Source organism: Herbidospora mongoliensis, from assembly GCF_001570545.1.
In the GTDB taxonomy this organism is placed as follows: domain Bacteria; phylum Actinomycetota; class Actinomycetes; order Streptosporangiales; family Streptosporangiaceae; genus Herbidospora; species Herbidospora mongoliensis.
The window spans coordinates 52,791-70,312 of record NZ_BBXD01000030.1 but is presented as its reverse complement, the minus strand read 5'-3'; the positions used below and the strand labels follow the sequence as shown (position 1 = coordinate 70,312).

Annotated in this window: 15 protein-coding genes; 3 read left to right on the top strand and 12 right to left on the bottom strand. The window is 70.0% G+C overall.

Going from position 1 to position 17,522, the window contains the following annotated elements:
• Nucleotides 1-174 precede the first annotated feature (174 nt).
• Nucleotides 175-1,542, bottom strand: a complete 1,368-nt coding sequence (locus AW272_RS38850) for a protein kinase domain-containing protein (RefSeq protein ID WP_066375929.1) — start codon at nt 1,540-1,542, stop codon at nt 175-177.
• A gap of 7 nt (nt 1,543-1,549) precedes the next feature.
• Complete coding sequence (locus tag AW272_RS38845) at nt 1,550-2,929, bottom strand: DUF4407 domain-containing protein (RefSeq protein ID WP_066375926.1); 1,380 nt, start codon at nt 2,927-2,929, stop codon at nt 1,550-1,552.
• A gap of 197 nt (nt 2,930-3,126) precedes the next feature.
• Between AW272_RS38845 and AW272_RS38840 the strand changes: the two genes are divergently transcribed.
• Genes AW272_RS38840 through AW272_RS38830 form a run of 3 tightly spaced genes read left to right on the top strand, consistent with a single transcriptional unit; the run spans nt 3,127 to nt 7,846 of the window.
• Nucleotides 3,127-4,545 carry a hypothetical protein gene (locus AW272_RS38840; protein WP_157519291.1) on the top strand — a complete coding sequence of 473 codons (1,419 nt, stop codon included), beginning with the start codon at nt 3,127-3,129 and terminating at the stop codon, nt 4,543-4,545.
• Between the two features lie 8 nt (nt 4,546-4,553).
• Nucleotides 4,554-5,519 carry an ATP-binding protein gene (locus AW272_RS38835; RefSeq protein WP_066375921.1) on the top strand — a complete coding sequence of 322 codons (966 nt, stop codon included), beginning with the start codon at nt 4,554-4,556 and terminating at the stop codon, nt 5,517-5,519.
• A complete protein-coding gene (locus tag AW272_RS38830) occupies nt 5,516-7,846 on the top strand; it encodes a hypothetical protein (protein WP_066375919.1) in 2,331 nt (776 codons plus the stop codon). Before AW272_RS38835 ends, AW272_RS38830 begins: the two co-directional genes overlap by 4 nt.
• On the opposite strand, the gene AW272_RS38825 is transcribed toward AW272_RS38830, so the two are convergent.
• The 10 genes from AW272_RS38825 to AW272_RS38780 all read right to left on the bottom strand — a co-directional run bounded on the left by AW272_RS38825 (nt 7,847) and on the right by AW272_RS38780 (nt 17,502).
• Nucleotides 7,847-8,494, bottom strand: coding sequence for a response regulator transcription factor (locus AW272_RS38825; RefSeq protein ID WP_066375912.1), 648 nt, complete (start codon nt 8,492-8,494; stop codon nt 7,847-7,849).
• Nucleotides 8,472-9,620: a sensor histidine kinase gene (locus AW272_RS38820; protein ID WP_066375911.1), complete on the bottom strand. Its 1,149-nt coding sequence runs from the start codon at nt 9,618-9,620 to the stop codon at nt 8,472-8,474. The genes AW272_RS38825 and AW272_RS38820 overlap by 23 nt, the downstream gene beginning before the upstream one ends.
• 68 nt (nt 9,621-9,688) lie before the next feature.
• The gene (locus tag AW272_RS38815; protein ID WP_066375908.1) at nt 9,689-10,324 is read right to left on the bottom strand and encodes a response regulator transcription factor; all 636 of its coding nucleotides are present in this window, start codon (nt 10,322-10,324) and stop codon (nt 9,689-9,691) included.
• Entirely contained in the window at nt 10,321-11,505 is a 1,185-nt protein-coding gene (locus AW272_RS38810; protein ID WP_066375905.1) for a sensor histidine kinase, read from the bottom strand. The genes AW272_RS38815 and AW272_RS38810 overlap by 4 nt, the downstream gene beginning before the upstream one ends.
• Nucleotides 11,484-12,206: an ABC transporter permease gene (locus tag AW272_RS38805; RefSeq protein WP_066375902.1), complete on the bottom strand. Its 723-nt coding sequence runs from the start codon at nt 12,204-12,206 to the stop codon at nt 11,484-11,486. The genes AW272_RS38810 and AW272_RS38805 overlap by 22 nt, the downstream gene beginning before the upstream one ends.
• The gene (locus AW272_RS38800) at nt 12,203-13,120 is read right to left on the bottom strand and encodes an ABC transporter ATP-binding protein (protein ID WP_066376010.1); all 918 of its coding nucleotides are present in this window, start codon (nt 13,118-13,120) and stop codon (nt 12,203-12,205) included. Before AW272_RS38800 ends, AW272_RS38805 begins: the two co-directional genes overlap by 4 nt.
• Nucleotides 13,120-13,413 (bottom strand): hypothetical protein, encoded by a 294-nt coding sequence (locus AW272_RS38795; protein ID WP_066375896.1) that lies wholly within the window; start codon nt 13,411-13,413, stop codon nt 13,120-13,122. The genes AW272_RS38800 and AW272_RS38795 overlap by 1 nt, the downstream gene beginning before the upstream one ends.
• Nucleotides 13,414-13,527: 114 nt before the next feature.
• A complete protein-coding gene (locus AW272_RS38790) occupies nt 13,528-13,839 on the bottom strand; it encodes a hypothetical protein (RefSeq protein WP_066375893.1) in 312 nt (103 codons plus the stop codon).
• 103 nt (nt 13,840-13,942) lie between these two features.
• Entirely contained in the window at nt 13,943-15,265 is a 1,323-nt protein-coding gene (locus AW272_RS38785; RefSeq protein WP_066375891.1) for a SagB/ThcOx family dehydrogenase, read from the bottom strand.
• Nucleotides 15,262-17,502 (bottom strand): TOMM precursor leader peptide-binding protein, encoded by a 2,241-nt coding sequence (locus tag AW272_RS38780; protein WP_066375888.1) that lies wholly within the window; start codon nt 17,500-17,502, stop codon nt 15,262-15,264. The genes AW272_RS38785 and AW272_RS38780 overlap by 4 nt, the downstream gene beginning before the upstream one ends.
• Between the last annotated feature and the right edge of the window lie 20 nt (nt 17,503-17,522).

Genomic DNA, 17,522 nt, shown 5'->3' with positions numbered 1-17,522 from the left:
CACCCCGCCTCAAAAGATGACGGCCCCCGCCCGACTCAACTTCAGCTGACTTTGGCGACTTTATCGGGTTATGCAAGTCTCGTGGGCGATATTTACCACGTTCCACTTATCAACGGTCCGAAAATTCAAACACAGTCGCCGTAACCCACTCGCCCATATTTACTGGATAATCTCCTATTTGTCCGTTCGGTCGATCTGGACGATACGAGCTCGGACCTCCGGACTGAGTCCTTTGAGCAGCCGGCCCGCCCGGCCGTCGGACGAGGCCTCGAGCAGACCGGCGACCACGGCGGGCACCACGTGTTCGAGCACGGCGCACGCCCTGGCCAGGGTCATCGCCTCCAGCAGGCGGGTGGCGGGGGCGGTGACGCCGAGCATGCCGACCAGCGTCCCGGCGGTGCGTTCGCTGGTGTGCGCGAGGAGACGCGCGCCCTGGGCCGGCGACAGGAGCCGGAGCACGGCGGCGGCGCCGTCGGGCCGCATGAGACCGAGCACCCGCCCCGCGCGGTCGGCGGGGAGGGACGTCAGTGTCGTGGCGGCCTGGTCGGGGCGGCTCGTCGCCAGGCCGTCGATCTCCTCGGCCGCTCTGCGCGGTTCCATCCGCGCGTAGGGAACGGACTCCGGGCCGGGACGAGCGACCTCCCTCGGCGTGACCGGGCTCCGTCGCGGCGGAGGATCGGCCGCTTTCGGGGCGGGCGTGACGCGATGGGGCACCTTGGGAGGCGCCTTGGCCGGCTTCGGGGCGGACGGGGCGAGGACCGCGTCCAGCCGGGCCGCCAGGCCGTGGGCGTCGATGCGGCGGCCCGGGTCTTTCTGAAGCACGGTGGTCAGGGCGTCGTACAGGGGACCGGGGCGGCGGGGCGCCGGCAGCGGGTCCTTCAGGATGGCGAAGAACGTGGCCGGGACGCCGCCACGGCGGAACGGCGAGTAACCCTCAAGCGCGTGGACGAACGTCACGCCGAACGACCACAGGTCGGCCGCCGGAGACTGGGCGCCGTCGTTGACGCGTTCGGGGGCCATGTATTCGACCGTGCCGAGCAGCAGGCCCGTGGCGGTGACGCCGCTCTCTCCGACGATGCGGGCGATGCCGAAGTCGACCAGGCAGACCTGCTGGTCGCGGGTGACCACGATGTTGGCGGGCTTGATGTCGCGGTGCAGCACGCCGACCCGGTGGACGGCCATCAGGCCGCCCAGCACCTGGCGGGCCAGCGCGGCCACCTCGTGCTCGGTGCGGCGGCCGGCCTCGATCCACTGCTCCAGCGTGGTGCCCTCGATGTAGGCCATGACGATCCACGGCGCGCCGTCGGCGTCGTCCAGGAACCAGTCGTAGACCGGGACCACCGCCGGGTGATGCACCGACGCCGCGGCCCGCGCCTCGCGCAGCGCCCGCTGGCGCTGGGTCTCGACGGCCTCCCTGCCGCCGGTCAGGGTGATCCGCTTGAGTGCCACCCGGCGGCCGAGCATGGTGTCCTGGGCCATCCAGACGGTGCCCATGCCGCCTGCGCCGAGCTGCCTGATCAGCTCGTATCTGTCTTTGATCATCCGGCTGTCAGTGGTCGTCGTCGGGGAGGAGCTCCACTCCCCCGGGGCGGTCCATGCTCGACAGTCTCGCGGCGCGGGTGTCGTTCATCCGGCGCAGCGCGTCGTCGTCGCCGCGCATGCCGCCCGTCCGGTCGGGGCGCTCTTCCACGCTGGTGCCGGTGGGGCCGCGTTCCCCGGAGGTGCCCGGCGATTTCCAGCCGTCGCCGGTGTCGGCAGGCCGGGACCAGACGCCCCAGACGTTCCACGAACCGCCAGGACCGGAGTCGCCGCCGTCGTTCCTCGGGCCGGACGGCGAGCCCTCGCTGAAGCTGCCCCGGGCGCTGCGGTATTCGTCTTTCTCGGCGAGGGCGAGCACCTTCTCGTAGTTGCCCGGCCGCATCATGAGCTTGATCGTCACCGGCAGGCACTCGATGAGCAGGAACAGCAGGAACAGTACGATCCGGGCCGTGCTGAGCGTGCGGTCTTCGCCGGTGACCTCGTCGAGCGCCTGCAGCCGGATCAGCAGGCCGTTGGTGACCAGGTTCTCGTCGTCGAAGGCGTTCTGCAGGTTCGACTGGCGCGCCACGGCCAGGTCGAGCTGCTTCTGCGCCTTCGGCAGCGCCTCCTGGGCGCTGGCGAGCCTGCTCCCCTTCGCCTCCGCGCCCGCGGCGGTGAGTTCCTTCTTACGGTTCTCGATCTGCTGGGTCAGGGCGGCGACGCGCGCCTGGCTGCGGTCGTAGGTCTTCTTGCTGCTCTGCGCGAGGGGGCCGTCGCCCTTCTTGGTGCAGCCCGCGCCGCCGTAGAGCTGGCACTGCCACTCCTTGTAGTGCTTTTCGGCCAGTTTCTCCTCGTTCGCACGGTCGACCTGAAGACCTTTGATCTTCGCGTCCTGCGCGACGTCGACCGGCACGTCCCCGCCGGACGAAATCACCTGCTGGAGCCGGGTCACATCCGCGCGGAGCTCCTCGACGCTCTTGCCCACGGCGCCCTGGGACTGATCGCGCAAGAATGCCTCGGCGCGCTCCTGCTTGATTTCTACGATTTGTGCATCGATTTCCGATTTGAAGATTTGGAGCACCAGTGGCGTGCTGACGACCGCGCCGAGGAGGACGGCCATGAGAAGGCGCGGGATCGCCAGCGCGAACCGGCGCGGGCTGTCGCTCCGCATCGTGGTGACCAGCCACCGGTCGAGGCTCAGGATCATCAAGCCCCAGATCAGGGCGGCCGGCACCGCCAGGAACACATTGACGTCGAGCGCGCTGACCAGGGCGAAACACATCGAGATCACGGCGATCACCGCGGTGGTCAGCACCGCGCCGCCGACACCCTCGAATTTCGCCGATTCGCCTTTGAGCCTCGCCAGGACGTCCGGTCGCGCTCCGGATAACGCGATCAGAAAGCGCCTCATGTTTTCCCCACCCGTGAAGCTTCACGTTCCGTGCTGGGTCTAGATCCTCGCAGTCACGACCAACCCCCGCTAGCCTAACTGCATTATCGCACTTCGCTTAAAACCGGGGAACTTCGCGCAATGATCTGACAGTCGGTCGAATCTTCGAGATACGTGATTCCGACACCATCCCAAATCCATTTATAGACACGCCGCAATTGACGACCCCATCGGAGGCGCACCCGGTGCCCAATCCCGACAACGATCTTCTCCGCAAGGCGCTCGCCAAGGCCGTGGCGGGGCTCACCGGGAGCGGCAGGCTGGATGTGGTGGAGGTGGCGGCCGACGGGGTCACCTCGTTCAAGATCATGCGGGACGACCACGGGGTCCCCCGCGGGCGACGGTGGCACACGCCCTGGAGCGACCTCGCCCAGGACCGCGAGGCCCTGCTCCGGGCGGCCGACGTCGACCCCGACGACGACACGGTGCTCGTCTGCTCCTCGCCCGGCAGCTCGCGCGCCGACCAGGCGTTCGAGTGGCTCCGCGCGACCCGTCCCGACGCGCCGACGCTGCGGGTGGACGATTCCATCGCCGCCCTGGTCACCGAGGTCCTCGGCGCCGATCCGCTGACGCGTTCCTACGATCTGGTCGTGTTACGCCCCCGTACCGACGGGACCCTGGAACTGGCGACGGTGCCGCTGTTCCCGGTGCAGGCCCGGCCCGGCGCGACCACCACGATGACGTTGCACTGCGAGCGGGGCGGCCCGAACGGCACCGCGTTCGCGGTGGTCACCTGGCAGGGGCACGATCCGCTACTGCTGTCGGTGCAGTCGGCGGCGCTGCCCCCGGGCTCCTACGAGATCACCGCCGAGCTCCGGCGGCCCGGCCGGGTGCGGTTCAGCGGCCTGCCCACGCTCTCGGGCGATCCACGCGGCTGGGCGGAGCTGATCGCGGAGGTGCCCGCCCGGCTGCCGTCACGGGCCACCGGGCCGGGACACCTGATCTGCGCGATCGAGGTCTGCGGGGCCGAACCGAAGGTGGCCGAGCGGGTCGGCCGGGCCCGTCAGGTGGTCTCGACGCTGTCGAACCTGCCGGGGCTGTCGGTCTCGGTGGTGGCGTACGGGGCGCACTCCTTCGACCGCTCGGTCAAGGACCATCGGGTGGAGGTGCGCGCCTGGCGCGTCGACGTCTCGACCGCCCAGAGCGTCCTCGACGAACTCGAAGAGCGCGGCCCGATCACCCAGGGCTACCCCTACCATCCGCATGCCGCCCAGCTCGAAGACATGCTGGCCGCCGTCGACCGCGGGCTCGCCGGCGACCCGGCGTCCCCCGTCGCGCTGCTGACCATCGGCGACCGGCCCCCGCATCCGCCGAAGATCGACAACTCCCGGGTGCTGCCCTGCCCCAGCCGGCACGACTGGCGGGCCGTCGTCGCGCATCTGGAGCAGTCGCGGAACGTCGTCTTCGGCGCCGTCGTCGACTACCAGGTCGGCGACAAGCTGCCGCGGGTGTGGCAGCTCCTGGGATCGGCGGCCCTGGCGAACTTCGACGCACTCGACATCCGAGGGCTCACCTCCGGTCTCGGGCTCACCTCCGACGCCGTTCCTGTCCCGTTCCCCCTGATCGACGTGGAGTGACTCGACCCATGCCCGAAACGCCCCGCCACCACATCGCCATGTGGGGCGCACCCGGCAGCGGCAAGACGACGCTGCTGGCCGCGCTGTCCGTCGCGCTGAACCGCCGCGACGACGACTGGAAGATCGTCGGGCAGAATCCGGAGTCCTCCGCGTACCTGACGGACATGACGAGCGCGCTCACCTCGGGCAAGGAGTTCCCCGAGGCCAGCACCGCCCTGGAGACCTACCAGTGGGCGTTGATCGGCCCGCCGCCGACGGGCCTGTTCCGGCGGCAGGCCAAGCGCGCCTCCACCATGATCGGGCTCACCATGGTCGACGCGCCGGGCGGCCATTTCGCGCCCAGCAAACGCACCGGCAGGACCGGCGGCGCGGAAGAGCGGCAGGAGGAGCTGATGGCCAACCTCACCCAGAGCCGCGGCATCGTGTTCCTCTTCGACCCGATCCGGGAGTTCGAGGTCGGCGACGCCTACGACCACCTCCACGGCCCGCTGAACCGGCTGGCCGAGAAGATGCTGGAGACCAACCAGTTCGAAGGCGGCAAGCTGCCGCACCACATCGCGGTCTGCATCACGAAGTTCGACGACCCCCGGGTCCTGCAGACCGCGCACAAGCAGCGGCTGATCGCCCCCGACCTGGACGACAAGCACCAGTTCCCCCGCGTCGGCGTCGAGGACGCGCGCGAACTCTTCCGCGAGCTGTCCAGGGTCTCGGCCACCGGCAGCGCGGAGATGGTGATGAACTCACTCGACAAGTTCTTCCACCGCGACCGCATCCGCTTCTACGTCACGTCGTCGATCGGGTTCTACGTCGACCAGCACTCGGAGACGTTCGACTGGAACGACTATCTGAACCTCGTCCCCGACGAGGCCGACAAGGCCGCCCTGCGCATCCGGGGACCCGTCTATCCGATCAACGTCGTGGAGCCGATGCTGTGGCTCGGTGAGCGCCTGGCCCGTCAGGGGCGTTCGCGATGACCGAGAGCCCCGCGACCGTCCACCACGTGACCGTCGACTACGAGTGGGCGCTGGAGGGCAAACCGCCGGGCAGCTACAACGACTACGAGGTGCTCAGCCACAGCGGAGGGCTCGATCTCGGCATCTTCGACGAGATCAGGAGCCGCTACGCCACCGGCGCCTCAGGAGACCGGCCCGAGGTGACGATCGCCTTCGCGGGCACCCGGCAGCCGGACGGGCAGGACGTCTACTACATCGTGCTCGCCCTGCAGAACGAGTGGTCGGGACACCGCGACGGCACCAACCGCAAGATCTTCTACACGCGGTGGTACTACGTCCCCTACGAACAGCTCGCCGGACATCGGGTGAGTTACGAGGCCCTGTACGACGCCTTCAAGGACCTCGGCGACACCCGGCCCACCACGATCGCGGTCCGGGCCTACGCCGACCTCCCCGAGAAGATGTACCGCGACGCGGTGAGCGCCGCCGGGCTGCTGATGACCGGCAAACACGTGTGCGTGGTCGGCGCCGACGAGGTGTCCATGCTCAAACGCCTGCGGTTCATCGACGAGGTCGCGGCGCTGCTGCCCTATGGGATGCGCACCCGGCTGACCGCCGCCACCTGGGTCAGCGCGACCGCCGACCACAAGATCAGGCTGTCGTTCGCCCCGCACGCCGCCGACGGGACCTACAAGGTCGTCTGGACCCACGGGGCGGAGCTCCCCGCCGGCGAGAGGGCGGCCGACGCCTACGTCAGACTGCTTCATGATCCCCGCGTCACTCCCGGAGAGCTCGTGGAGCGACTCGCACAGAAGATCGCCCAGCTCTCGTTCACCCCGAACGGGATCCTCAAGGCGCGCAACGTCCTGGAGGACTGCACCGAACCGGAGCGGATCCGGCGTGAACTCGTGGCGGCGGAACCACCCGTCGAAGAGGACGAACCTCCGCGGCTTCCGCCGTTGCCGTCTCCTTCCTCCCAGCCCACCCAGATCCTGCCCGCCGGGGGCGATGCCGGCTCTACGGTCGCGATGCGCAGCCCGCTCCTTCTCGAGAGACTCATCGGAAGCCTGAAGAACGCGGGAAGCGGCACCGAGGCGACCAGCCGGCTCGCCGCACTGCGGGAAGCCGTCGATCATGACGAGGCACGTCTGCAACTGCAGAAGGCCATGCTCAGGTTCTACTGCTTCAAGGACGCCATCGACTCAAGCGATCATCCCCGGAAGGATTACACGGCCCTGGCCGAGGCCGCCTTCACCGTCAACACGTGCAGAACCGAGACCGCCGACGCGCTCCTGCAGTCGGGGGACACCCCCAGGCCGGTCAAAAAGGTCATCAGGGGGATGCGCGACGAGCGGGCCTGGTGGCGGCCCGCTCTTCCCGGCAATGCGGCGAAACTGGTGTCGGGTCTGGCGGTGCTGGCCGTCGGCGGTGCGCTGTTCGCCTTCGCCGCGGCCGGTTTCTTCTCCGGTTCGGACGACCCCGCGTCACCGCCCGGCGAGACCGCGACGGCAGGCGTGCCCGCCGTCCCACCGACGGTCGTCGTCCAGGCCGACCAGGCCGACCGGTACCTCGCCGACATCTACGCCCGCCTGGTGCACAACCTGGGCCAGCCGGCCGAAGTACAGAACGTCGGCACCCTCGACCCGGCACAGCCGCAGATCGTGATCACTACGGACGTCGGGCGCTATCCCGGCTACCGCCCGCTGCTGAGCACGCAGTCGATCAGAATGACCCTGGTCGTCAACTCGGACAAGATCCAGAGCAGTGAGCTGGAGGACGCTCTGGAGAAGGGGACGAAATCCGTGGCCGTCCGGGAGGACTTCGCGGACGAGGCCCGATTGAAGGACCGCTTCACCGACATCGAGCTGGTGCGCATGCCGGAGGCCACGATCCTCGACGCCCTCAAGAAGGGCGATGTGTCCATCGCGATCATGCCGTCGGACCTCCCCGGAGTCACCTCCCCTGTGGAACAGTCGTCCCTGCTCGACGACGTGCTGCCGCCGCAACGGTCGATCCAGGTGCTCAGCTCGGGGCTGTCGACCGCGACCTGGACCAGCCTGGGCGGGGTCTCCGACACGCTGGCCGAGAAGTGGCGCGCGGGACCGGGCGGCCCGGATCGGCAGGAGAAGGCGCGGGAGTTCGCCGACTCGCTCGTGCCGCCGGTAGTCGTATCGGCGCAACCGGCGCCCTTGAAGGTCACGCCGGGATCAGCCGTCTACGAGCCCGTCAGTCTCAGCTCTTTCATCAACGGCGTCCTGCTTTTCGTGGCCGCGCTGATCATCCTCATCGCCGGGATGATCATCCTGTTCCGGTCCCCCTCCCGGGCCCCGGATGATCGCCGCCGCTGATCAGCGGCGGGCCGCCGGCGCCGCGACGCTGGGGCGGGGTCGCTCGATCCAGCCCGAGTCCACCGCGATCCGCACCGCGTCGGTCCGGTTGCGGGCCCCGGTCTTGGTGATGATGTTGGAGATGTAGTTCCGGACCGTCGCCGCCGACAGGTGCAGCTCGGCGGCGATCTCCCCCGTCGTCGCGCCCAGCCCGACCAGGCTCAGCACGTCGGCCTCCCGGTCCGTCAGCAGCGAAGCCGACGCGGTCATGGCCTTCACCGCCAGCGACGCGTCGATGACCCGCTCCCCTGCGGCGATCCGCCGGATGCTCTCCGCGAGCCGTTCCGTGGGCGCGTCCTTCAGGAGGAACCCGCTGGCGCCGGCGTCCATGGCCCGCTTCAGCAGCGACGTCTGGGCCAGTGCCGTCAGGATCAGCACCCGGCACGTCGGCACCGCCGCCCGCAGCCGGCACGTCGCCTCGATCCCGTCGGCTCCCGGCATCTCGATGTCGAGGACGGCCACGTCGGGCAGGTAGGCGAGCGCCTGGCCCACGACCTTGTCTCCCCGGTCGGTCTCGGCCACGACCTCGATGTCGCCCGTCAGGTTCAGCAGGACGGTGAGGGCTCCACGCACCACGCCGTGGTCTTCAGCCAGCAGAACGCGAATCAACGGTGATCACTCTTTCCTGATCGTGTACGGCGGGCAGCCACACCCGTAGTTCGAAACCGTCCGTGCCTGTCTCTTCCGCCTGGAGGTCGCCGTGCAGCCGGTCGACCCGGTGGCTGAGGCCGGTCAGGCCCGAGCCGTCGCCCTTGCCGGTGCGGCGGGCGCCGTCGTTGCGGATCAGCAGGCCGACGCGTCCGTCCTTGTTGTCCAGTTCGATCAGGCAGTTGCGGGCGGCGCTGTGCCTGACCACGTTCGTGGCCGCCTCGCGGACGATCCACGCCAGCGCGTCGCCGGTCACCGCGTCGATCTCGGTCATGCCCAGGCGCAGGTCGCAGTGGGCGCCGGTCAGCTCGATCAGGGCGACGGCGGCGGACAGTTCGGCTCCGAGGTCCAGTGAGCTGCGGGCGGCGATGACGTCGCCGATCTCCTCGCGGGCTTCGCTGGCGATGAGGATGGTGGCCTCGATCTCGTCGATGGCGCGTTTCCTGTCCTGGTCGAACAGGGCCAGGGCCACCTCGGTCTTGAGCCTGATCGACGCCAGGGTCTGGCCCAGCAGGTCGTGGAGTTCGCCCGCCATGCGGACGCGGTCTTCGTCGACGGCCATCTCGGCCAGGACGGCCCGGAGTTCACGCAGCTCCCGGATGAACCTGGCGTAGTGCACGATGCCCGCCGCGACCACCGAGGCGACGAGGACGGCGGCGCTGTGCTGCAGGGCGGCGGTGAAGGAGGGCTGGCCGAGGGCGTGGGTCAGCGGGAACTGGGCGACGGTGACCACGGTCAGGATGGCGACGGCGAGGCGGAAGCGCAGCAGGAGCAGGGCCGCGGTGCCGACGATGAGGGGCGTGTAGATCCAGGCCAGGCCGAGGAACAGGAACGAGCCGTAGACGACGGTCGCGAACAGCAGGAAGGTCCGGCCGGCACCCTTGCGGGGGCCGAACGCGGAGATGTGGGCGACGACGACCCTGGTGTAGACGGCGAGCAGGCCGACGAGCAGGACGCTCGACAGCAGGGCCCGGGGCAGATCGCCGACGATCAGGAACGCGATGGGAGTCAGGGCCCAGAGTGCTCCCGTGGGCGCGACGACGCCGATGGAAAGCCCTCTGATCTGCGCTTTGCTCTCCTGCGCCACGAGTGGTCTCCGCTACGTGTCCGGGGCGTCGAGTTTCCTACTGATCGTGACGCTTAAGGGGTTCGCGATCAACAGTCGGCCTTGTCCTTTAACCAGCCATTAGCACGGGCGATACGGACGGCCTCCTCGTCGCTGCGGGCGCCGGTCTTCAGGCGGGCGGCGGCGAGGTAGTTCCTGATCGTGTGGGCCGACAGTCCCAGGCTGCCGCGCAGGTCGCTGCTGCGGCCACCGGCCGACAGGGCCGACAGGACGGTGATCTCCCTGGCGGTGAGCGGGTTGGTGGTGATCTCGGCGTCGCCGTTGCCGCCGTCGTCGGCCAGGTCGAGGTCGATGTACCGTTCGCCCCGCGCCACGGCGCGGATGGCGTCGGTGAGGCGGTGGGCGGGGGCGTCCTTCACCAGGAAGCCCTTGACGCCCGCGGCCATGGCCCGCTCGAAGTTGCCGGGGGTGCCGACGCTGGTGAGGATCAGGACCGGCGGCGGCTGCTCCAGTTCCCTGATCAGGCCGGCCGCCTCCAGGCCGTCGATGCCGGGGAGGCCGATGTCGAGGAGGGCCACGTCGGGCTTGCTGTCGACGACGGCGGTGAGGATCTCGTCGCCCCGCGACACCTCCTCGATCACCCGGATGTCCCGCTCCTCCGACAGCAGGGCGATCAGGGCGCCTCTGATGAGATCGTGGTCCTCAGCGATAAGAACTTTGATCATTTCCGGTCTCCTGTGGCAGAGGTGAGAGTGGCCGCCACGGGGCGGCCGGGAACGTCCAGCGACAGCGTGAACCAGCCGTCTTCGAGGTGCCGGTCGCAGTTCCCGCCGACCTGCGAGAGTCGTTCGTCGAGTCCGGCCAGCCCGCTGCCGCCGACGGTCGCCTCGGCGGCCGCAGGCGCCGAGGGGCGCTCCGGACGTACACCGTCGTTGGAAACGGTGACCAGAATCCGGTCACCCTCCTCCTCGACGCCGAGGAGGCACACGGTGGCGTCGCTGTGCCGGAGCAGGTTGGTGGCCGCCTCGCGGACCGCCCAGGCCAGCGCCACGCGGACCTCCGTCGACAGGGACGCCGGCAGGGCGGCGAAGTCGCATTTGACGCCGGCGCTCTCCAGGACCTTGCGGACGCCGCTGAGTTCCTTCTCCAGTGACATCTCGCGGTAGCCCTTGACCACCGCGCGCACGTCGTGGAGGGAGCGCCGGGCGATGTCGTGGATCTCGGTCAGTTCGCGGTGCATCCGGGGCAGCTGATCGGCCGGGATGCGCATGGACAGTTCGGTGCGCATCGCGATCACCGAGAGGTTGTGCCCGAGCACGTCGTGCAGTTCGCGGGCGAAGCGCAGCCGCTCCTCGGTGATGGCGAACCTGGCCAGTTCCTCGCGGGTGCGCTGGAGCTCGCTCAGCAGCGTCGCGAAGATGGTCAGCCCGGCCAGCGCGGCCGCCGTGAGCATGCTCTGCAGACCGCTGAAGAGCACCCAGCTCGGGTTCTGGCCGGACGCCAGGACGATCTCCAGGACGAGCGCGGCGAAGAAGCCGATCCACGCCGCACGCCCGCGCAGGGTGACCGCGAACGCGTACGGAAGCATGAAACCGATGCTCAGCCACGACGGGCCCGCGGTGAACGGCATGGCCACCGTCAGCGCCGTCATCGTGCCCAGCACCAGCAGGTCGCGCCGGGCGGTGCGGCCGAGCACCGCGCGGACCCCGAGCCACAGGTAGCCGCCGGTCAGACCGGTGATGAGCAGGACACCGAGCGCGCCCCGGACTCCGGGGTAGCCGCGGAGCACCTCCGCCACGGGGATGACGGCGAAGACCGCCATGCCCACCGTGAAGACCGCCGCCGCGATGCGCGCGAACCGGACCGTGCCGGGGCCGACTTTGGTCAGCCTCTCTGAGGCTCCCATTTGAACCACCTCCTCGCCGCCAGCAGCGACAGAACCAGCCAGGCGACCAGGACGAGCCAGCCCGGCCACATCAGCACGAAGCCACCGAAGTAGGCCATGGTGATCCCCTCGGCCGCCCACCCGAAGGGCAGGAAAGCCGCGACGATCCCGGCCCACTCGGGGAAGTCGGAAAGCGGCAGGACCAGGCCGGACAGGCCCATGTTGAGCAGGTGGAACGGCAGGCTCACCGCGATGATGGAGCCCGTCGAGGGCACCCGCCCGCTCACCGCGACGCCCATCGCGGCGAACACCGCGAGCGCCAGGAGCACCGTCACCGCCAGCAGGAGCGGGTCGGCCGGCAGGGCGACGCCGTGCACCGCGTTCGCCACTCCGACGATGGCCACCAGCTGCACCAGGCCGATCGACACGACGGTGAGGATCTCGCCGCCGAAGATGGCCAGGTCGGGCAGTTCGGTGCCGCGCAGCCGCTTGAGGATCAGCAGCTGACGCTTCACCACGAACGACTCCAGCAGCGTCGCGAACCCCAGCAGCCCGGCCCCCGTCACGACGATGCCGACGATCAGCCGGTCGGGTTCCGGCACCGCCAGCGGCAGCAGCCAGGCGAACAGAACGGGGAACCCCAGGGCCACCCAGATCGACACGGGGGTGCGCCAGAAGAGCCGCTGGGTCAGCCTGAAGTGCGCGATCGTGTACGCGGTCATGCCCGCACCTCCTGCCCGCGCGTCTCGGCGACGTCCAGGAAGATCTCCTCGAGCGTGGCCTGGCGGACGTCGAGGCCGGTGACCCGGACGCCGCGCCGGGCCGCCCAGCCCAGCACGGTGTGGGCGGCCGTCTCGGGCTCGGCCGTGGCGATCAGGCACCTGCGGCCCGTCACGGTCAGCACGTCCGGCCCGCCGATCTCCAGGTCTTCGGTGGTCACGCCCTCGGGCAGCTCGAAGGCGACCCGGCCGGTGCCCCGGCCGAGGACCTCGGCCATGGTGCCGTGGACGACGACGCGGCCCTTGTCCATGATGGCCACCCGGGAGGCCAGTTCCTGGGCCTCCTCCAGGTAGTGGGTGGTGAGCAGCACCGTCGTCCCGTGGTCGGACAGGTCGGTGACCAGGTCGCGGATGCGGCGGCGGGCCTCGGGGTCGAGGCCGGTCGTCGGCTCGTCGAGGAACAGCAGCTTGGGACGGCCGAGCGTGGCCAGGGCGATGTCGAGTTTGCGGCGTTCGCCGCCGGACATCTGCTTGACGCGCGTCCTGGCCTGATCGGAGAGGCCGACCAGTTCGAGGGCCTCGTCCACCGATCGGGCGTTGGTGGTGAACCGGCGCCAGGCGGTCACGGTCTCGGCCGCCGTCAGGTCGCCGAACAGGCCGGACTCCTGGAGTACCAGGCCGATCCTGGACCGGAGGGGCCCGCGGTCGGCGGGGTCGTGGCCGAACACCTTCGCGATGCCGCCCGACGGCTTGAGGTAGCCCTCCAGGATCTCGATCGTGGTGGTCTTGCCTGCTCCGTTGGTGCCGAGCAGGGCGAACACCTCGCCCTTGCGGACCTCGAAGGAGATGCCGTCGACCGCGGTGAAGTCGCCGTAGCGCTTCTGGAGGCCCGCGACCTCGATCACCGTCTCGGTCATCACGTGCACGCGACGCAGGGAGAGATGCAACCGACCGTGCTGATGGTGGCGAGCGCGCCGTTCTCGGCACCGGCCGCGAACTCCATCTCGGTGATGTCGAACTCACCCCGGGGCCGCGCCGGCAGTGGCGGCGTGGCCAGTCCCTCGGGGTAGGTGATGCCGTATTCGCTGAGCACGACCCTGGGTTCGGCCTCGTAACGCGCCAGCAGCTCGCCGTCCGACCACGACACCGCGATCAGGCGGGCGAACTTCTTGCGGTCCTCATCTCCGAAGATGTACAGGTACTCGGCCATCAGGCACTCTCATTCCTTCGGTACGGGGTCTCTCACCTGCAACGATCCGGAACTTCCGTGGGCTGGGGCAGATGCGGATGACATCTCTCGTCCATGACGGACATCACAAACCGGTCAGTGGCCACCCGTGATCCAGGTCGCGCCCTGGGAGTAGCACGACGCGCAGGGCTCACCGATCGTCCCGGCCGTGACGCTCGCGGCCCCGGCCGCGCTCTCCAGGTCGGCGATCTCGAACTCGCCCTCGGGCTTGGCGGGCAACGGCGGCGTGGGCACACCGGCCGGGTAGTCGATGCCGTATTCACGGAGGACGACCCGGGGTTCTGTCTCGTAGCGCGCCTTGAGACCCCCGTCGGACCACGCCGCGGCGATCAGCCTGGCGAGCTTCTTGCGGTCCCCTTCTCCGAGGACATACATGCTCTCGGCCATCAGACGCTCCTCATTCGTCGGTACGTGGTCTCTCACCTGCCACGATCCGGAATTCGGGCGAGGGTCGGCAGATGCAGACGACACCAGTCACCAATGACGGACATCACAAGCCGGGCGAACCGCCGATGAGGAACTCCCCGACCGACGACTCCGTGGCCCAGTCGAGCCCGAACGTCCGGGCCGCCAGGTCGGCGTCGCCGGCGCCGAGGCCGCAGGGGGACAGGCCCATCGCGGTGGCCACGAGATAGAAGGTCTGGTAGAGCACGCCGACGTTCTTCAGCGACGCGGCGTAGGCCAGGCCCGCGTACTTCCACGACAGGCGCTGGAACCGCGAGGTGATGGTGACCAGGACGTCGGGCTGGGCGGTGTAGCCGGTCGACATGCCCGCGACGGTCAGCATCGCCCGCGCGTCCTCGGCCCTGGCGGGCAGCAGGACGAGCCGGTGGCCGAGCGGGTCGTAGTAGTAGACGCCGCCCGCAAGGCCCTCGCAGCGCTGGACGGTGAGGTAGAGCTCCAGCTCGTGGCAGGCGCCGCCGCCGGGGTAGGGGCGGCTGCTGGTCTCGTAGGGCGCGCCGGGCGCCGGAGGTCGGACCTCCCTGACCCTCGCCACCCGGTAGAGCAGCTCGCCGAGTTGCCGGACCGTGGGGGCGCCGGCGTAGGCGCGCACCGACCGGCGTCCTTCCAGGACCGTGGTGAACGGGGGGCTGTCCTCGTCGAGAGAGGGCCGGTGGAGCTCGGTGACCGGGCCCTCGGGGACCGGCTTGAGCGCCGGTTCCGGCGGCGTCTCGCCGAGGAAGCGGAAGGTGGCGCCGACCGGCTGGTCGTGCCGGCCGACCCGGGACCGGCTGTGGAAGAGCAGGTCGTGGAACTCCCAGGCGCGCAGCGCGGGGTGCTCGTCCTCGACGTCGCCGCCCGCCATCCCGGCCGCGACCAGGTGGGCGAGCGCCTCGGGGGCCTCCTTCACCATGACCCCGCGGGCCAGCGCCGCGATCAGGGGCATGGCCTCCTCGGTCAGGGTGACCCGGTGCCGCGACAGCGGCGACTCCAGGATCAGGCCCTCGCCGGTGCCCCGGACCAGCGCGAACCGGGAGAGGCGCACGGTGTCGTCCGGGGCGAGGCCGGGCAGCCGGAACGCCGCGTCGCGGGAGATCGGGGTGACCCGCAGCATCGGTTCGACCGTGTGCACCAGGACCGCGTGCAACCGGTCGAGCACCAGGTAGAGCAGGGCCGTCTCCTGGCTCGTCCCGCCCGCTTTGAGCAGGCGTTCGGCCAGGTCGTCCTCGTCGGTCAGGGTGCCGGGGAGCTCACCGATCAGGGCGGCGATGCGGGGGGTCAGGCCGCGCGCGGCCTGGGAGCCGAACGGGTGGGCGATGGTCAGCACGCCGTCGTGCCAGGTGACGACGGCGTCCGAGCGCAGGCCGATCACAGGAACATCGTGATGGGGTTCATCTGGTCCTCCGGGGTCGGCTCGGACAGCCAGCCGAGCTGGACGGGCACGTCGTAGAGGCGGCCGGGCGCCAGCCGGCGCCAGAAGTGGCGCATCCCCGGCACGATGACCTTGACCACGGGCAGGCCGATGTCGGGCCGGGTCTGGTCGAGGACGAGCATCTCCATCCCGCGCTCCTCCACCAGCGCTCGGGCCGCCGCGACGTCGTCGAGCAGGTCGCCGGTGGCGGGCCGGTCGTAGGCCGAGGCCTTCACCTGCGGTCCGGCGGGCACGAGGTAGGGGTGACCCTCCAGGCGGGCGTTCTTCCACCAGTTGACCTGGTCGCCCTCGTGGAAGCGGTAGCGGGTGTTTCCGTCCGGGCCGACGTCGATGACGGCGGGGACGAACTGGTTCATCTCGGTGAGCGCCCGCTGGACGGCGATGCGCGCGTCGAAGTGGGCGCCGAAGGCCATCATGATGTCCTCGGTCGGCCCGCCGACGCGGCGGCTGATCGAGACGGCCACCGGCACGCCCAGGTCGGTGGTCAGGTCGAGGACCTGGATGTCGCGGCCGAGACCGGCGTACACCTCCTGGAACTCGCTCATCCAGGGGTCGCCGAAGCTGTCGAGGTCGAAGGCGGGCCGGCGGGCCCGGTTGTACCACCACAGGGCCACCGCGTCGCGTTCGACGACCTCCATGAAGCCCTGGACGACGGCGTCCTCCAGGGAGGAGCCGGCCGCGTTGCCGTTGGAGTCGGCCCAGGCGTAGTTGGGTCCGCCTGAGTCCCGTTCCTGGTGGTAGTAGTACAGATAGCCGGTGGGCAGGTATTTGTGCCGCTGTTCGGTGAGCGACCAGACCGGGGTCCAGTCGATCACGGCGTCCTCGTCGAGGGGGTCGTTGACGAAGTCGTAGCTGGCCCTCGCCTTCCGCTCGTCCCTGGTGCGATATTGCTCGTCGCTGTAGAGCGAGCAGGCGTTGGGGTGCAGCGCGGCCGTCCCCAGTTCGCGCAGGCTGGCGGCGCGGCGGGACTCGTCGCCCTGGAACATGCCCGAGTAGCGCTCCATCGCCTCGCAGATGGCGCTGACCTTGGCCTGGAGGTCGGTGGTGCCCTTTCCGGCGCTCTGGCTGCGCAGGCCGGTGCGCAGTCCCGCGAGGTTGCGGACCTGCCGGGAGAAGTTGTGCCCGGCCACGTAGGTCTTGACGAAGGGCGTGCCGGTGTCGATCCTGATGAGTTCCTTGACGACGCCGGTGATGGGGCTGACCAGGTGGTTGTACTGCTCGAAGGTGTCTTCGGGGTGCCTGGCGCGGTGCCCGCCCTCGGCGGTGAACGACTTCGGCCGGGACACCAGCTCGACCGGCCCTTCGACCTGCGCGGCCATCAGCCCGGGGTCGCCGCATTCGGGGCACTGCGGCCGGGGGCGCAGGGTGTGCCGCTCGGTGCCGAGCCGCTGGGTGTCGAGGGTGATCACGTCGCGCTGCCGCCCGTCGCGCGCTCCGGCCAGCCACTTCACCACCTCGGTCGCGACCAGGCGCAGGCCCGCGTCCCGGGTCAGCGGCAGGTCGGCGGTGGGCATGGCCAGCGGCCGGGCGCTGCGCAGGCGGCCCTCCAGGTAGGAGATCGACTGGCGGTGCCCTTCGAGCCGCTGGGTCAGGCAGCGCCAGCAGCCGCTCTCACCGGGCTGGAAGACGGGCCCGACCCACAGGACCGGGCCGACGGGACGGGCCAGCAGCCACGGCCGGCCCTCCTTCAGGTGTGTCCGGTTGATCTCGGCGAGCTCGTCGCGCAGGTAGTCGTCGGTGAGCACGACGGTGAGCGCGCCCTCGCCGGGTTCCACGCCCTCGGCGGCCAGCAGTTCCCGCAGGAGTTCGCCGGAGACGTCGCCCACGGTGACCACCTCGGCCCGCCCGGTCCGTACGCCCTCGGCCGCCGCCTCCCCCTGGAGCCCGGTCATCTCCCAGTAGGCGGCCGTCCCCCGGTCCAGGTCCTGGGTGACGTCGACCAGCAGGCCGCGCTCCTGGAGCTGGTGGAGTGCGAAGTAGACGTGCTCCGGGGGGATCTCCGACTCCACCGCGGCGACGATGTCGGAGACGGTGTGCTTGCCGTCGAGGAGGCCCGCCACCGCCTCGATCGAACGGCCGGTGAGCAGGTGCAGGTCACGCTCGGAGACTAAGAAGACCCCTTCGCCCTCGATGACCTCCACGCGGAAGTGCCGGCGAAAGCCTGGCCTGGCGTCCATGGCGGTGTTCCTTTCGATGC

What these genes read in the sequence shown, in the direction of transcription:
- AW272_RS38850 (WP_066375929.1), bottom strand. Translation starts at nt 1,542, where the DNA reads ATGATCAAAGACAGATACGAGCTGATCAGGCAGCTCGGCGCAGGCGGC.
- AW272_RS38845 (WP_066375926.1), bottom strand. Translation starts at nt 2,929, where the DNA reads ATGAGGCGCTTTCTGATCGCGTTATCCGGAGCGCGACCGGACGTCCTG.
- AW272_RS38835 (WP_066375921.1), top strand. Translation starts at nt 4,554, where the DNA reads ATGCCCGAAACGCCCCGCCACCACATCGCCATGTGGGGCGCACCCGGC.
- AW272_RS38830 (WP_066375919.1), top strand. Translation starts at nt 5,516, where the DNA reads ATGACCGAGAGCCCCGCGACCGTCCACCACGTGACCGTCGACTACGAG.
- AW272_RS38815 (WP_066375908.1), bottom strand. Translation starts at nt 10,324, where the DNA reads ATGATCAAAGTTCTTATCGCTGAGGACCACGATCTCATCAGAGGCGCC.
- AW272_RS38810 (WP_066375905.1), bottom strand. Translation starts at nt 11,505, where the DNA reads ATGGGAGCCTCAGAGAGGCTGACCAAAGTCGGCCCCGGCACGGTCCGG.
- AW272_RS38805 (WP_066375902.1), bottom strand. Translation starts at nt 12,206, where the DNA reads ATGACCGCGTACACGATCGCGCACTTCAGGCTGACCCAGCGGCTCTTC.
- AW272_RS38800 (WP_066376010.1), bottom strand. Translation starts at nt 13,120, where the DNA reads ATGACCGAGACGGTGATCGAGGTCGCGGGCCTCCAGAAGCGCTACGGC.
- AW272_RS38795 (WP_066375896.1), bottom strand. Translation starts at nt 13,413, where the DNA reads ATGGCCGAGTACCTGTACATCTTCGGAGATGAGGACCGCAAGAAGTTC.
- AW272_RS38790 (WP_066375893.1), bottom strand. Translation starts at nt 13,839, where the DNA reads ATGGCCGAGAGCATGTATGTCCTCGGAGAAGGGGACCGCAAGAAGCTC.
- AW272_RS38780 (WP_066375888.1), bottom strand. Translation starts at nt 17,502, where the DNA reads ATGGACGCCAGGCCAGGCTTTCGCCGGCACTTCCGCGTGGAGGTCATC.